Source organism: Nocardioides marmotae, from assembly GCF_013177455.1.
Taxonomy (GTDB): Bacteria; Actinomycetota; Actinomycetes; order Propionibacteriales; family Nocardioidaceae; genus Nocardioides; species Nocardioides marmotae.
In genome coordinates this window covers 1,744,219-1,757,228 of record NZ_CP053660.1, presented here as the reverse complement: position 1 = coordinate 1,757,228, position 13,010 = coordinate 1,744,219, and the positions used below count along the sequence as shown (strand labels likewise).

Annotated in this window: 14 protein-coding genes; 3 read left to right on the top strand and 11 right to left on the bottom strand. The window is 75.1% G+C overall.

The annotated features are described in order from the left end of the window. Positions 1-74: 74 nt before the first annotated feature. The 4 genes from HPC71_RS08485 to HPC71_RS08470 form a co-directional block, all read right to left on the bottom strand. Positions 75-1,535, bottom strand: a complete 1,461-nt coding sequence (locus HPC71_RS08485) for an RNA polymerase sigma factor (protein ID WP_253943957.1) — start codon at positions 1,533-1,535, stop codon at positions 75-77. A 218-nt stretch (positions 1,536-1,753) separates the two neighbouring features. Further along, the gene (locus HPC71_RS08480; protein WP_154615178.1) at positions 1,754-2,338 is read right to left on the bottom strand and encodes an HhH-GPD-type base excision DNA repair protein; all 585 of its coding nucleotides are present in this window, start codon (positions 2,336-2,338) and stop codon (positions 1,754-1,756) included. 81 nt (positions 2,339-2,419) lie between these two features. After that, positions 2,420-3,223, bottom strand: a complete 804-nt coding sequence (locus HPC71_RS08475; RefSeq protein ID WP_154615177.1) for a nucleotidyltransferase domain-containing protein — start codon at positions 3,221-3,223, stop codon at positions 2,420-2,422. A gap of 12 nt (positions 3,224-3,235) precedes the next feature. Then, the gene (locus HPC71_RS08470) at positions 3,236-4,312 is read right to left on the bottom strand and encodes a LacI family DNA-binding transcriptional regulator (protein ID WP_154615176.1); all 1,077 of its coding nucleotides are present in this window, start codon (positions 4,310-4,312) and stop codon (positions 3,236-3,238) included. Between the two features lie 18 nt (positions 4,313-4,330). On the opposite strand from HPC71_RS08470, the gene HPC71_RS08465 reads away from it, so the two are divergent. Then, positions 4,331-5,491: an MFS transporter gene (locus HPC71_RS08465; protein WP_154615175.1), complete on the top strand. Its 1,161-nt coding sequence runs from the start codon at positions 4,331-4,333 to the stop codon at positions 5,489-5,491. 22 nt (positions 5,492-5,513) lie between these two features. Here the strand turns inward: HPC71_RS08465 and HPC71_RS08460 are convergent, their stop codons facing one another. Both HPC71_RS08460 and HPC71_RS08455 read right to left on the bottom strand, forming a co-directional pair. Next, the gene (locus tag HPC71_RS08460) at positions 5,514-5,867 is read right to left on the bottom strand and encodes a cupin domain-containing protein (protein ID WP_253943956.1); all 354 of its coding nucleotides are present in this window, start codon (positions 5,865-5,867) and stop codon (positions 5,514-5,516) included. Further along, positions 5,860-6,264, bottom strand: a complete 405-nt coding sequence (locus HPC71_RS08455; protein WP_154611915.1) for a universal stress protein — start codon at positions 6,262-6,264, stop codon at positions 5,860-5,862. The genes HPC71_RS08460 and HPC71_RS08455 overlap by 8 nt, the downstream gene beginning before the upstream one ends. 83 nt (positions 6,265-6,347) lie before the next feature. Between HPC71_RS08455 and HPC71_RS08450 the strand changes: the two genes are divergently transcribed. Beyond that, a complete protein-coding gene (locus HPC71_RS08450; RefSeq protein WP_253943955.1) occupies positions 6,348-6,812 on the top strand; it encodes a hypothetical protein in 465 nt (154 codons plus the stop codon). Between the two features lie 10 nt (positions 6,813-6,822). Here the strand turns inward: HPC71_RS08450 and HPC71_RS08445 are convergent, their stop codons facing one another. Together HPC71_RS08445 and HPC71_RS08440 are read right to left on the bottom strand one after the other, a co-directional pair. Beyond that, entirely contained in the window at positions 6,823-8,286 is a 1,464-nt protein-coding gene (locus HPC71_RS08445) for a glutamate-cysteine ligase family protein (RefSeq protein ID WP_154615174.1), read from the bottom strand. A 99-nt stretch (positions 8,287-8,385) separates the two neighbouring features. Then, positions 8,386-9,381 carry a DUF4192 domain-containing protein gene (locus HPC71_RS08440; protein ID WP_154615173.1) on the bottom strand — a complete coding sequence of 332 codons (996 nt, stop codon included), beginning with the start codon at positions 9,379-9,381 and terminating at the stop codon, positions 8,386-8,388. A 141-nt stretch (positions 9,382-9,522) separates the two neighbouring features. Between HPC71_RS08440 and HPC71_RS08435 the strand changes: the two genes are divergently transcribed. Beyond that, positions 9,523-10,890, top strand: coding sequence for a DNA polymerase IV (locus HPC71_RS08435; protein ID WP_171896554.1), 1,368 nt, complete (start codon positions 9,523-9,525; stop codon positions 10,888-10,890). Here HPC71_RS08435 and HPC71_RS08430 read toward each other — a convergent pair. Genes HPC71_RS08430 through HPC71_RS08420 form a run of 3 tightly spaced genes read right to left on the bottom strand, consistent with a single transcriptional unit; the run spans position 10,877 to position 13,010 of the window. After that, positions 10,877-11,719 (bottom strand): 5-oxoprolinase subunit C family protein, encoded by an 843-nt coding sequence (locus HPC71_RS08430; RefSeq protein WP_154611919.1) that lies wholly within the window; start codon positions 11,717-11,719, stop codon positions 10,877-10,879. The two genes, HPC71_RS08435 and HPC71_RS08430, sit on opposite strands and share 14 nt — an antisense overlap. Next, positions 11,716-12,312: a 5-oxoprolinase subunit B family protein gene (locus HPC71_RS08425; RefSeq protein WP_216656574.1), complete on the bottom strand. Its 597-nt coding sequence runs from the start codon at positions 12,310-12,312 to the stop codon at positions 11,716-11,718. Before HPC71_RS08425 ends, HPC71_RS08430 begins: the two co-directional genes overlap by 4 nt. Beyond that, positions 12,309-13,010, bottom strand: coding sequence for a 5-oxoprolinase subunit PxpA (locus tag HPC71_RS08420; protein ID WP_171896552.1), 702 nt, complete (start codon positions 13,008-13,010; stop codon positions 12,309-12,311). The genes HPC71_RS08425 and HPC71_RS08420 overlap by 4 nt, the downstream gene beginning before the upstream one ends.

Sequence of the window (13,010 nt, the reverse complement as noted above, 5' to 3'; positions counted from 1 at the left end):
TCCCGGCCCGCGAACGCGAGAGCCCCGCTCCTCCGGCCGGAGGTGCGGGGCTCTCGTCGATGGGACGGTGTACGTCAGTCCAGGTAGTCGCGCAGGACCTGCGAGCGCGAGGGGTGACGCAGCTTCGACATCGTCTTGGACTCGATCTGGCGGATCCGCTCGCGGGTCACGCCGTAGACCTTGCCGATCTCGTCGAGGGTCTTCGGCTGCCCGTCGGTGAGGCCGAAGCGCATGCTGACCACGCCGGCCTCGCGCTCGGAGAGCGTGTCGAGGACCGCGTGCAGCTGCTCCTGGAGCAGCGTGAAGGAGACCGCGTCGGCGGGGACGATCGCCTCGGAGTCCTCGATCAGGTCACCGAACTCGCTGTCGCCGTCCTCGCCGAGCGGAGTGTGCAGCGAGATGGGCTCCCGGCCGTACTTCTGGACCTCGATGACCTTCTCGGGGGTCATGTCGAGCTCCTTGGCCAGCTCCTCCGGGGTGGGCTCGCGGCCCAGGTCCTGGAGCATCTGGCGCTGGACGCGCGCGAGCTTGTTGATGACCTCGACCATGTGCACCGGGATGCGGATGGTGCGGGCCTGGTCGGCCATCGCGCGGGTGATCGCCTGGCGGATCCACCACGTGGCGTACGTCGAGAACTTGTAGCCCTTGGTGTAGTCGAACTTCTCGACCGCACGGATGAGGCCGAGGTTGCCCTCCTGGATCAGGTCCAGGAAGAGCATGCCGCGGCCGGTGTAGCGCTTGGCCAGCGAGACGACCAGGCGGAGGTTGGCCTCGAGCAGGTGGTTCTTGGCGCGACGGCCGTCCTCGGCGATCCACTCAAGCTCCTCGTGGAGCTTCGGGCTGATCTTGCCGCCCTTGGCGAGCTTCTCCTCCGAGAACAGGCCGGCCTCGATCCGCTTGGCGAGCTCGACCTCCATCTCGGCGTTGAGCAGCGGGACCTTGCCGATCTGCTTGAGGTAGTCCTTGACCGGGTCGGCGGTCGCGCCGGCGACCATGACCTGCTGCGCCGGCTCGTCGGTCTCGTCGGCGGAGGAGACGACGAAGCTCGAGGTGGCCGTGGCCTCCTCCTCGTCGGCCTTGATCGTCGGGTCCTGGGCGACGTCCTTCTCGAACTGCTCGTCCGGGACGTCGGGGAGGATCTTCTTGCCGTCGGGGCCGATCACCGGGGCGGCCGCGACCACGGGCGCCACCGCGGGCTCCGCCGCCGGAGCGGCGGCAGCCTTCTTGGCGGCCGCGGAGGTGGCCTTCTTGGCCGGCGCCTTCTTGGCGGTCTTGGCCGTGGTGGTCTTGCGGGCGGTCGTCGCGGCGACGGCGCGCTGGGCGCTGGCGCTCACGTCGACGGAGATGCCCAGCGAGCTCAGGTGGGCCAGCAGCGACTTGAGGTGCCGCGGCTCGACGGCCGCGTCCTCACTGGCCTGGCGGACATCCTCCGGGCTCAGGCTGCCCGACGGCTTACCCCGCTCGATGAGGGCCACGACGGCTGGGTGCGAGAGCACCTCGGCAGGGATCTTGCGCGCGGTCGAGGACACGAACACCTCTCGTCAAACGACTGTGGAGCAACGGCGGGGCGACTCTCGGGCGCAGCAGAGCCCGCACACGTCAAGAGCCGCATGGACATTCTGCCACGGGGTCGGTGAGGACGTGCCATCCGGACGCCTTTCGCCGGGCCGACCGGCCGAAGTGGTCCAGAGCGGACGGGGTCCGGGCGGGCGCGGAGCAGGTCTGAGCGGCGGCGTACGGCGGGGTCAACGGGTCAGCCCGCGGTCTTGGCCTTGGCGGCCGCCTTCGCGGCCTTCTTGAAGTCGCGCACCTTCTGCAGGGAGTCGCCGTCGACGACGTCGGCCACGGAGCGGTAGCCCTCGAGGGCGTAGTCGCCCACCGCCTGCTCCCAGCCCTCGGGGCGGACGTCGAGCTGCTTGGCGAGCAACGCGACGAAGATCTGCGCCTTCTGCTTGCCGAACCCCGGCAGGGCCTGGACCCGCTTGAGCAGGTCCTTGCCCGAGGCCGCCTCGGTCCACAGCCGCTCGGCATGGCCGTCGTACCGCTCCTGCACCAGCGCCGCGAGCTCCTGGAGGCGGGCCGCCATCGACCCCGGGAAGCGGTGGATCGCCGGCGGGGTCGCGCACACGGACGCGAACTCCTCGGGGTCCGCCGCCGCGATCCGGGCCGGGTCGAGCGTGCCGAAGCGCTCCAGGACCTTGGCCGGGCCGCGGAAGGCGTGCTCCATCGGGTACTGCTGGTCGAGCATCATCCCGACGACCAGTGCGAAGGGGTCCTCGGCGAGGACGCGGTCCGCGGCCTCGTCACCGGTGATGTGGATGGCAGGGGTGCTGGGCATGGGTCCATCCTGCCCAACCTCCGCGCACCGCGGGCGGGCACGTCCTGGGGACGCAGGCAGGGGCAGGAGTCGGGCGTGACGTCAGGCCCGGAAGAGGGCCAGCTCGCTCCCCCAGTCGTCGATGACCGGCGCGAGAGCGGGCTCCGCGAGGGACCGGTCGAACGCTCGGCACGCCGCCTCGACCCGGTCGAACGTCTCGCGGATCGCCGAGGGGTCCCCGTCGAGGGTCCGTCGCAGGAGGCCGAGCAGCTCCTCGGCGGGCCAGCCCGGCAGCGGATGGTGCTCGAGCTCCCAGGGCAGGTACTTGTGGTAGGGCCGGACGCGTCCGGCCAGCGTGAAGACGGTGTCGAGCAGCCAGGGGACGGACTCCGCCGCGTCCAGGCGTCGCTCGAGCGCCCGCCCGTCCCGGTCGCTCTTGAGCGCCCGGTACGCGTAGTTGATCCACCCGTCCAGCCGGTCGTGGTCGACGAGGATCTCCCGCGCCTCCGTCGGCGAGACCGTGGCCTGCGCGTGCGCCAGGGACGCCAGGGTCCCGCCGGTCCGGTCGTCGATGACCGGCGCCCACGCGAAGGACCACCGGTACCACCAGCCCTCGCTGCCGAAGGTGGGGAGCTCCTCCAGCTCGGAGAGAGCCAGGGGCACCTCGTCCACCGTCGCGGAGTGGGTGGTCCTGCGGTCGGCGGCGGCCTCGTCGGTCAGCACGACGTACACGTCCAGGTCCGACCGTTCCGTCGCGAGTCCGCGGGCGACCGATCCCGAGAGGATCAGCCCGAGCAGGGCCGGGCCGTGCGCCGCGTCATTGCGTACCACGACCTCCACCAGGAGGTCGCGCCGCTCCGCCGACAGTCCGGGAGGGAGGTGGAAGGCGGGATCGGCGCTGGTCACGCCGAGAACCTGTCAGGCGGGCGGCCGAGACGCCACACGTTTCGTGGTGGTCGCCCGTGGCACGACCGACCACGGCACGGTGGCCGGCGGCTCCTGGCCGAGCGCGACGCGGGCGCAGGCTGCTCCCTGGTCGCGCAGCGACTGGGCGACGGTGGTCAGGCCCAGCTCCGCGGCGACCGGGAGATCGTCCCACCCGGTCACCGCCAGGTCGTCCGGGACGGCCCGGCCTGCCGCGCGAGCGGCCCGGACCACACCGGCCGCCATCTGGTCGCTCATGGCGGCGATGGCATCGGGCGGTCGCGCGGAGCCGAGCAGGCCCCGGGTGATCTGCTCCGCCTCGGTGGCGTCGTTGCGCGAGCAGACGGCGACCAGCACGTCGTTCCAGTCGACACCGGACTCCTCGGCCGCCTCCCGGTATCCCGCGAGCCGCGCCCGGGTCACCGGGAACGCGACGGAGTCGACGTCGATGCCGCGGCCGACGTGGCTGCGCCGGTCGCGGTCGAGGGGCTGGCTCACCACGGCGGGGCGCCGGGCCCCGGCGAAGGCCAGGGCTCCGACGGCCCGGGCCGCCGCCCGGTCGTCGATGGTCACGACGGTCGCGCCGGCCCCGGCCGGTCCCCCGTGGACCACCGCCGGCCGCCTCGTCGCCCGGATCGCCGCCAGCGCGGGGTCGTCCTCGGAGGTCGTCCACACGACGAACCCGTCGACCGCCGCGTCGGTGATCCGGCGCGCGTCCTCCGCGGCGCCTGTGAGCGGCAGGATCGTCATCCCGTACCCGCGATCGGCGCAGACCTCTGCGATCCCGGCCATGAAGGCCACCGCTCCGGGATCGTCGAAGGCATAGGTCAGGTACTCCCCCAGGACCACCCCGAGGGTGAGCGTGGTCCCGCGCCGCAGCGACCGGGCCCGCGGGTCGGGCCCGGGATAGCCGAGCTCGGCGGCGGCCGCGAGCACCCTGCCCCGAGCCCGCTCGGACACCCGCCCCGGACGGCTGTAGGCGTAGGAGGCGGTCATCAGGGACACCCCGGCGCCGGCGGCGACGTCCGCGAGCGTCGACCGCCTCCGCTCCGAAGGCACGCCGGAAGCCATGTGTGTAACGCTACACAAATGGCGGGTCTGCACCGCGACCGAACCACCTGGACGGCGTACGTCGTCCTGGGCTGGTTCGCCTACCTGCAGGCGGCGCCCGGCCTGGTCGTCCCGCACCTGCGCGACGAGCTGGAGCTGGACTACGCGACGGGCGGGCTGTACGTCACGGCGTTCGCGGGCGGCAGCACGGTCGCCGGGCTGCTGTCGGCGAGGCTCGAGCACGCGCTCGAGAGGCGCCTCCTGCTCTCGTCGTCGGTCGGCCTCATGGCGGTCGGGGCGATCGGGTTGGCCGGCACCGACACCGTCGCTGGGACCCTGGGCGCCACCGCGATCATGGGTCTGGGCGGCGGCGGGGTGCTCGCGACCGTCCAGGCCACGCTGGCCGATCACCATGGCGACCTCCGCGCGGTCGCACTGACCGAGGCCAACGTCGCGGCGAGCTGTGGCTACCTCCTGCTGGTCGGAGCGCTGGCGACGACGTCCGCCCTCGGAGCCGACTGGCGGCTCCCGCTCCTGATCTCCCTCCTCGTCCCGGTCGCGACCTGGTGGCAGACCCGCGGTCCGTCGGTGGACGCGGTGCCGCCACGGGCCGCGCAGCGCGACCGGACGCGGCTCCCCGCCGCCTTCTGGGTCGCGGTGGCCCTCGTCGCCTGCACGACCGCCGTGGAGTGGTCGGTCACCGCATGGGGCGCCACGCTGATCCAGGAGCGGACCCGGGTGTCAGCCGCGACCGCGGTGGCGCTGATGGCCGCCTACTTCGGCGGTTTCCTCGCCGGTCGGGTCGTGGGGAGCCGCATCGTGCTGCGCGTCGGTCCCACGCGCCTGCTGGGCTGGGCGCTCGCGCTGAGCGCCATCGGGTTCGCCGTCGTGTGGCTCTCGGCGGACCCGGCGCCGTCGACGGTGGGCCTGGCACTGCTCGGCACGGGGATCGGGAACCTGTTCCCCCTGGCCCTCTCCGCCTCGGTCGCGATCGCTCCCGACCACGCGGCGCAGGTCAGCGGCCGGGTGGTCGTCGCCTCGGCCGGCGCGGTCCTGCTCGCTCCGCTGACCATCGGGGTGCTGGCGGACGCGACGACCTTGCGGGCCGCGCTCCTCGCGGTCGCGGCCCTGCTGGGCCTCGCGGCCGCCTGCCTCGCCCGGCTGCACCGCTCCGGACAACCGCAGCCGCGACCCGCGTGAGCACCAGCCCGCGAAGACGCGCTCAGTGGGCGTCGCGCGTGCCGGTCACGACGGTCAGCAGGACGGCGGCGTCGGTGACCGCCTCGAGGTCGTGGCGCACCACCGGGACGATCAGCAGGTCGCCCTCCAGCCCCTCCCACGTCTCGGTGCCGGCGTGCAGCCGCACCGACCCGCGCAGGACCTGGAGGGTGGCCTCCCCCGGTGCCTCGTGCTCGCCCAGCGACCGGCCGGCCGCCAGCGCGATCAGCGTCTGGCGCAGCCGGTGCTCCTGGCCGCCGTACGTCGTGTGGGAGCTGCGGCCGGCCTCGGCGGACCGGGCCAGCGCGAGGTGCTCCTCGACCAGCGGGCCGAGCGACGCGGCGTGCACCTCAGTCACCCGCCTTGACCGCGAGCACCGGGCAGGTGGCGTCGAGCAGGATCCGCTGGGCGTTGCTGCCGAGGATGAGCTTGCCGACCGGGGAGCGGCGACGCAGGCCGATGACGATCAGCTCGGCGTCGTTGGCGTCGGCGATGCTGATCAGGTCCTCGGCCGGCTCGAACCCGCGGATGAGGTGACGCACCTCGTGCTCCACCCCGCAGCCCTCCAGCCGGGCCTGGACGGCGGCCAGCTCGGCCTCCGCCGCCTCGGCATCGGCCGGGTCGGCGTCGGGGCCGCCGCGGTGGGAGTTGACCACCACGAGCTTCGCCCCTCGCAACCTGGCCTCGTCGATCGCCTTCGCCAGGGCTGCCTCGCCCTCGGGCTTCGGTACGTAGCCGACCACCACGGTTCCCATGCGCGGCACGGTAGCGGATCACCGGTGAGAGACCCTGTGGAGAGCGCCGGCGTGCCGGGGCACACCCGCGAGAGGCTGGGCCGGTGCCCCGCCCACCGACCCCACCTCCGGACATCGACACCGGCGCCGGCGTGCCCGTGCCGGTGCCGGCCGACCTCGGTCGGCTGCTGCGGACCGCCGTGCTCCAGCACGCCCAGGGCGAGCGGCGGCGGGTGCACCTGCCGCTGGTCCACGTGGGCCTGCCCGGCGGCGCCGAGCGGGTGCTCGCCGTGCGCCCGGAGGACCACCTCGACCACGCCCTGCGCGCGGACGCGGTCGCGGCGATGCGACGCGCAACGGCCCGCGCGGCCGGGCGCGAGCCGCTGGTGTGGCTGACCCGCACCGGGGCGCTCGAGCTCCAGGACGTCGACGCCGCCTGGCTGGCGGCCGCGCGCACGGCGTACGCCGAGGCGGGCGCGGCGCTGGTGATGGTCGTGGCCAACCGGCACGGCTGGTGGGACCCGCGCTCGGGCGCCGGCCGCACCTGGCGGCGCCTGCGGGAGCGGTGAGCCCAGGCGATCAGTCCCAGGTGTGCACCGGGTCGTTGGTGTGCATCCGCCCGCGGTACTCCAGCAGCGTGGCGCGCAGCGCGTCGTACCGCTCCTCCCCCGCCCGCTCGCCCATCCGGCGCGCGAACCACTCCGCACCGTTGACCCCGGTCGAGCACCGCTGCTCGATGATCCCGAGCAGCCGGTCGGACTCCGCGCCCTCGACGCCCCAGGCGTCCAGGCCGGCGCGCGCCATCGGCAGCAGCCGTCGCAGGACCAGCTCGGTCGCCCGCACCTGGCCCACCCCGGGCCAGTAGACGTCCGCCTCGATCCCCTGCCGCGCGGCGACGTGGAAGTTCTCCTCCGCGGCGCTGAAGGACATCTGCGACCACAGCGGGCGCTCGCTCTCGGCCAGGTGCCGCACGAGCCCGAAGTAGAACGCGGCGTTGGCCACCGTGTCCGCGACGGTGGGGCCGGCCGCGAGCACCCGGTTCTCCACCCGCAGGTGGGGCACGCCGCCGGCGACGTCGTAGACCGGCCGGTTCCAGCGGTAGATGGTCCCGTTGTGCAGCCGCAGCTCGGGGAGGTTCGGGGTGCCGCCGCCCTCGAGCACCGCGAGCGGGTCCTCCTCGTTGGTGATCGGCAGCAGGGCCGGGAAGTAGCGGACGTTCTCCTCGAACAGGTCGAAGACCGAGGTCACCCACCGCTCGCCGAACCAGACCCGCGGCCGCACCCCCTGGGCCTTGAGCTCCTCGCTGCGGGTGTCGGTCGCCTGCTCGAACAGCGGGATCCGCGTCTCGCGCCACAGCTCCTTGCCCAGCAGGTACGGCGAGTTGGCGCCGACGGCCAGCTGGATCGCGGAGACGGCCTGCGAGGCGTTCCAGTACGACGCGAAGTCGGCCGGCGAGGTCTGCACGTGGAACTGCGTGCTGGTGCACGCCGCCTCGGGCACGATCGAGTCCGTGGTGGTGCCCAGCCGCTCCGGGCCGTCGATCGAGATCGAGATGTCCTCGCCGCGGGCGGCCAGGATCTGCTCGCTGAGCAGCTTGTAGCGCGGGTTCGGGCTCAGGCTCGCGGGGTCCATGTGCTCCCCGGTCAGCGTCGGCAGGATGCCGATCATCACCAGGTGCGCCCCCACGGCGGCCGACTTGGCCTCGGCGTCGTTGAGGCTGCGCCGCAGGCTCTCCTCGAAGGTGGTCAGGCCCCCTTCGCGCAGCCGCGCGGGCGGGACGTTGATCTCGATGTTGAACTGGCCGAGCTCGGTCTGGAAGTCGGGGTCGGCGATCGCCTCGAGCGCCGCGGCGTTGCGCAGCGCCGGGTCGCCGAGCGCGTCGACGAGGTTCAGCTCGACCTCGAGGCCGGTCATCGGGTCGTCGGTGTCGAAGCGGGAGTCGCGCAGCATCCGGGCGAACACGTCCAGGCAGCGGCGGACCTTCTCGCGGTGCCGCGTGCGGTCCGCCCGGGAGAACTCCTGGGAGTCGACCTCCTCACCCATGGTGACCACCCTCCCAGACGCGGGGACCCCTCAGCGCGCTCGACACGTGCGAGAGGTACCCACATCGATCACTCCCCCAGCCGGACCCGAGCCGGGGCCTCAGCCGGCCCCGCGCCCGGCGCCCCCGTCATCCGCACGACCGGCGCCCGGCTCCCAGACCGACGGCGGGATCGCCTGGGTGAGCACGTGGGCGATGTAGCCCGCGAGCCGGTGGCCGGGGGCGACGTCCTGGCAGCGGTCGACGGCGCACCAGGCCAGGGCGCCATGCCCGCAGAGCCAGGCGGCGAAGGCGAGCACGGCCGCGGGGTCGGCCAGGAACGCATCGGGCGTGCGCCGGACGACGTCGGTCCAGAACCGGGCGTGCCGGTCGGCGTCGGCGCGCCCCATCAGCCCCCACACCGCGTCGCGCACCGCGACGTCGAGCATCGCCACCACCAGCCGCGCCACCTCGGCGTCGGTCGGGCTCGTGCCGTCGGCGACGTGGCGGCCGACCAGGGCAGTGGCCCACCCGCTCTCGACGGCCACCGACGACTCACCGCCCGGCAGCGCGACCACCGCCTCCAGGACGGCGTCCACCGCCTCGGGCCGGGGCGCCAGGGAGTCGGCCAGCTCCTCGCGCGAGCCGAGGGTGACCCGGCCCTCCAGCACGGCCTGGGCGGTGAACGGATGCGCCGAGACGTCGTAGGGGACGCCGTGGGCCGGCACCGCGCCGCGGGGCCCGCAGGCGACGTACCACCGCCCCTCGTGGGCCCGGATCGCCTCGACGACGTCGATGCCGGCCCGGGTGAAGGCCCGGATCGTGGCGCGGGCGGCCCGGGCGCCGGCCCGCTCGTTCCCGGTGAGGACGACGACCGCGACGACGCGCACGCCGTGGCGCAGCGACGGCTCGAGCAGGGTCTGGGCGGTGGCGTCGGCGTCGGCCTGGGTCAGGGGCAGGTCGACGCGGGCGTGGAAGGGGTGGTCGGCGCCGAAGGTCAGCAGCACGACCGACTCCTGCGGGCGGAAGCCGAGGACGACGGGCACGGCGGCGAGGAGGTCCTCGGGGGTGCGGGCGGTGTACCGGGAACGGCCGGTGGCCGGGAGGGATGTGGTCATGCCCCGACGCTCCCCGCGGGCACCCGCCGAGCCGGGGTGCGACGGGCGTCGCTGTGGAGGACCCGCGGCGGCCGGCGGCTGTGGACGCGAGGTGGGCCGCGGGTAGGTTCCGGGCCATGACCGGGCGGACGGGGCGCTGACGTGCGCGCACACGCCTCGGTCCTCCACCTCGACCTCGACGCCTTCTTCGCCGCCGTCGAGCAGCGCGACAAGCCCTCCCTGCGCGGCAAGCCGGTCGTCGTCGGCGGGGTCGGCGGCCGGGGCGTGGTCTCGACGGCCTCCTACGAGGCCCGGGTGTACGGCGTCCGCTCGGCCATGTCGACCCGCGAGGCGCGCTCGCGGTGCCCGCACGCGGCGTTCCTCAGCGGCCGCTTCCACGCCTACCGCGACGCCTCGCACGCGGTCATGTCGCTGCTGCGCTCGGTCTCCCCGCTGGTCGAGCCGCTGTCGCTGGACGAGGCGTTCGTCGACCTCGAGCGGGCCGACCTGCCCGACCTGGAGGTGCCGACGGTGACCGCGTTCGCCGAGGAGCTCCGCGGGCGGGTGACCGAGGCGACCCGCGGGCTCACGGCGTCGGTCGGCGTGGGCACGAGCAAGTTCATCGCCAAGGTCGCCAGCGACCTCGACAAGCCCGACGGGCTCGTGGTCGTCCCACCCGGGACCGAGCAGGAACTGCTGCGGCCGATGCACGTCAGCGTCATCCCCGGCGTCGGCCCCGCGACGGTCGAGCGGCTGCGCCGGGCGGGGATCCACACGGTGGCCGAGCTGGAGTCGGTCGACCTCGACGAGCTCGTCCGCCTGGTCGGCAAGGCCCACGGATCGGGCCTGTTCCACCTCGCCCGCGCCCTCGACGACCGGCCGGTGGTGGCCGAGCGCGAGGCGAAGTCGGTCAGCGTCGAGGGCACCTACGACACCGACCTCACCGACCGGCGGCTGATGGAGGCCCTGCTCACCCGGCAGGCCGGCGAGGTCGCGGGGCGGCTGCGCAAGCACGGGCTCTCGGGACGCACCGTGACGATCAAGGTGCGGCTGCACGACTTCACCACCCTGAGCCGGTCCACCACGCTCGCCTCCCCCACCGACAGCTCCGCCACCGTGGCCCGGCTCGCCCGCACCCTCCTGGCCGACCTCGACACCTCCGGCGGCGTCCGGCTGCTCGGCGTCGGCGTCTCCGGGCTGGCCGACTGGGTCCAGGAGGACCTCTTCGGCGAGGCCGAGGCCGAGGAGGAGCTGCCCGCGATCGAGATCCCCCACCACTCCCGCCGCACCTGGGCGCCCGGCATGGACGTGGTGCACACCGACCACGGCCGCGGCTGGGTGTGGGGATCGGGCCGGGGCGTGGTGACGGTCCGGTTCGAGACCGCGGAGAGCCCCGCCGGTCCGGTGCGCTCCTTCGCCGAGGACGACCCCGCGCTCAGCGCGTGGGTGCCGCCGCCGCTCCCCGGTGAGGACCCCGAGGACCCCGAGGACCCCGAGGAGCCGCTCGTCGAGCCACCTACGCCGGAATGAACCGGACCTCCTCGCCCGGGCGCAGCTGCGCGCACCGCCACAGGTCCGCGGGGTCGACGACCGCGACGACCGGGTAGCCGCCGGTGACCGGGTGGTCAGCGAGGAAGACCACCGGCCGCCCGTCGGGCGGCACCTGCACCGCGCCGAGGACCATCCCCTCGCTCGCCAGCTCCCCCGCCCGCGAGCGCTCCAGCGGCGGGCCGTCGAGCCGGAGGCCGACCCGGTTCGACGCCGCCTGCACCGTGTACGCCGCGGCGCACAACCGGGCGAGCGGGTCGCCGGCGAACCAGTCGGCCCGCGGGCCGGGGTGCACGCGCAGCGGACCGGCCGCGGGCGGCCGGGGCGTCTCGTGGGGCGCCGGCCCGCCCCCGGGCTCGCCGACGGGGAGCACCGCGCCGTCCACCACCCGGGGCGGGCCGGTCCAGCCGAGCGTGTCGGTCGAGCGGGACCCGAGCACCGGCTCGACCGCGAGACCCCCGCCGACGGCGACGTAGGAGCGGACCCCGCGCCGCGGCGTACCGATCGAGAGGGCGGAGCCGGCGGGCAGCCACTCGGCGCGGGCGTGCCCGCGGGGCGCTCCGTCGACGTGCACCGGCCCCTCGGCGCCGGTCACCGCGACCCAGCGGCCGACCTCGGCGCGGACGACCAGCCCGCCGAGGGTCACCTCGAGCACGGCGGCATCCGCGGGGTTGCCGACGAGCCGGTTCGCGAGCGCGGCGGCGGGCCCGTCGAGGGCGCCGGCGCGGGGCACGCCGAGGTGCGCGTGGCCGGGGCGCCCCCGGTCCTGCACGGTGGTGAGGTGGCCGGCGGCCAGGACCCGCAGGCTCATGCGCGCACGAACCGCACGCGGGTGCCCGGCGCGAGCAGGGCCGGCGTCGGCCGGTCGGGGTCCCAGAGCGCGACGTCGGTGCGCCCGAGGATCCGCCAGCCGCCCGGCGAGGCGGTCGGGTAGACACCGCACCAGGTGCCGGCCAGCGCGACCGACCCGGCCGGGACCCGCGGCCGCGGGGAGTCCAGCCGCGGCACGGCGAGCTCGTCGGGCAGCCCCGTGAGGTAGGCGAAGCCGGGCGCGAACCCGCAGAAGGCGGAGACGAACGCGGTCGCTGCGTGCCGCTCGACCGCCTCGTCGATGTCCACGCCCCAGCGCTCGGCGACGTAGGCGAGGTCCTCGCCGTCGTAGACGACCGGCACCTCGACCAGCCCGCCCGCCGGCGCCGCGGCCTCGGGGGTCCACCCGGCGAGGGCGTCCAGCACGACCGCGGGGTCGGTGCCGTCGAGCAGCACGGTCGCGGCCGCGGGCACCACCTCGACGACGGGCAGCCCCTCCGTGCGGACCCAGGCCGCCAGCGCGAGCGCCTCCGCGGGCCCGTCGACCTCGACCAGCACCGCGGACGGCCCGAACGGCCGGGCGCGCACGCTCACGCCCGGCCCAGCCCGCGCAGCTCCCACCCCGCGCCGACCAGCGCGGAGCGGACGGCGCTCGCGTGGGCGACCGCGCCGGGGGTGTCGCCGTGCAGGCACAGCGAGTCCACGCCGGGCGCGAGCCGCAGCGCCGCGGAGGCGATCGCCCCGGCGTCCTCGAGGACCGCCCCGGGCTCGCCGCGCGCCACGAGCCGCCCGTCCGCGGCGTACGCCCGGTCCGGGAAGCCCTCGTGCCACACCTCCCGGCCCGCGGTCAGCGCGAGGTCGAGGAAGCGGCCCGGCATGCCGAGCACGGGCAGGTCGCCGGAGCCGGCGAGCACCGCCGCCGCCTGCTCGGCGTCGTCGATCACCCGGTGGTAGAGCGCCCCGTGCGGCTTGACGTAGCGCACCGAGGTCCCGGCCGCGGCGGCGATCGACGCCAGCGTGCCCACCTGGTCGGCGACCTGCTCGCGCAGCACCGCGGCCGGTACGTCGCGGGCGACCCGGCCGAAGCCCTCCCGGTCGTCGTAGGAGACCTGCGCGCCCACGACGACCCCGCGCTCGGCCGCCTCGGCGCACACCGCGCGCATGATCGCGGCGTTGCCGGCGTGGTAGCCGCAGGCGACGTTCGCGCTGGTCACGATGGCCAGCAGGGCGGTGTCGTCGGTGACCTCCTCACCCAGGTCGGCGTTGAGGTCGACGGCGGGTCGGGTGTCCAC

Excerpts from the sequence above, each read along its gene's own strand:
- HPC71_RS08480 (WP_154615178.1), bottom strand. The coding sequence starts at position 2,338 with ATGCCCAGCACCCCTGCCATCCACATCACCGGTGACGAGGCCGCGGAC.
- HPC71_RS08470 (WP_154615176.1), bottom strand. The coding sequence starts at position 4,312 with ATGGCTTCCGGCGTGCCTTCGGAGCGGAGGCGGTCGACGCTCGCGGAC.
- HPC71_RS08465 (WP_154615175.1), top strand. The coding sequence starts at position 4,331 with ATGGCGGGTCTGCACCGCGACCGAACCACCTGGACGGCGTACGTCGTC.
- HPC71_RS08455 (WP_154611915.1), bottom strand. The coding sequence starts at position 6,264 with ATGGGAACCGTGGTGGTCGGCTACGTACCGAAGCCCGAGGGCGAGGCA.
- HPC71_RS08430 (WP_154611919.1), bottom strand. The coding sequence starts at position 11,719 with ATGAGCCTGCGGGTCCTGGCCGCCGGCCACCTCACCACCGTGCAGGAC.
- HPC71_RS08440 (WP_154615173.1), bottom strand. The coding sequence starts at position 9,381 with ATGACCACATCCCTCCCGGCCACCGGCCGTTCCCGGTACACCGCCCGC.
- HPC71_RS08445 (WP_154615174.1), bottom strand. The coding sequence starts at position 8,286 with ATGGGTGAGGAGGTCGACTCCCAGGAGTTCTCCCGGGCGGACCGCACG.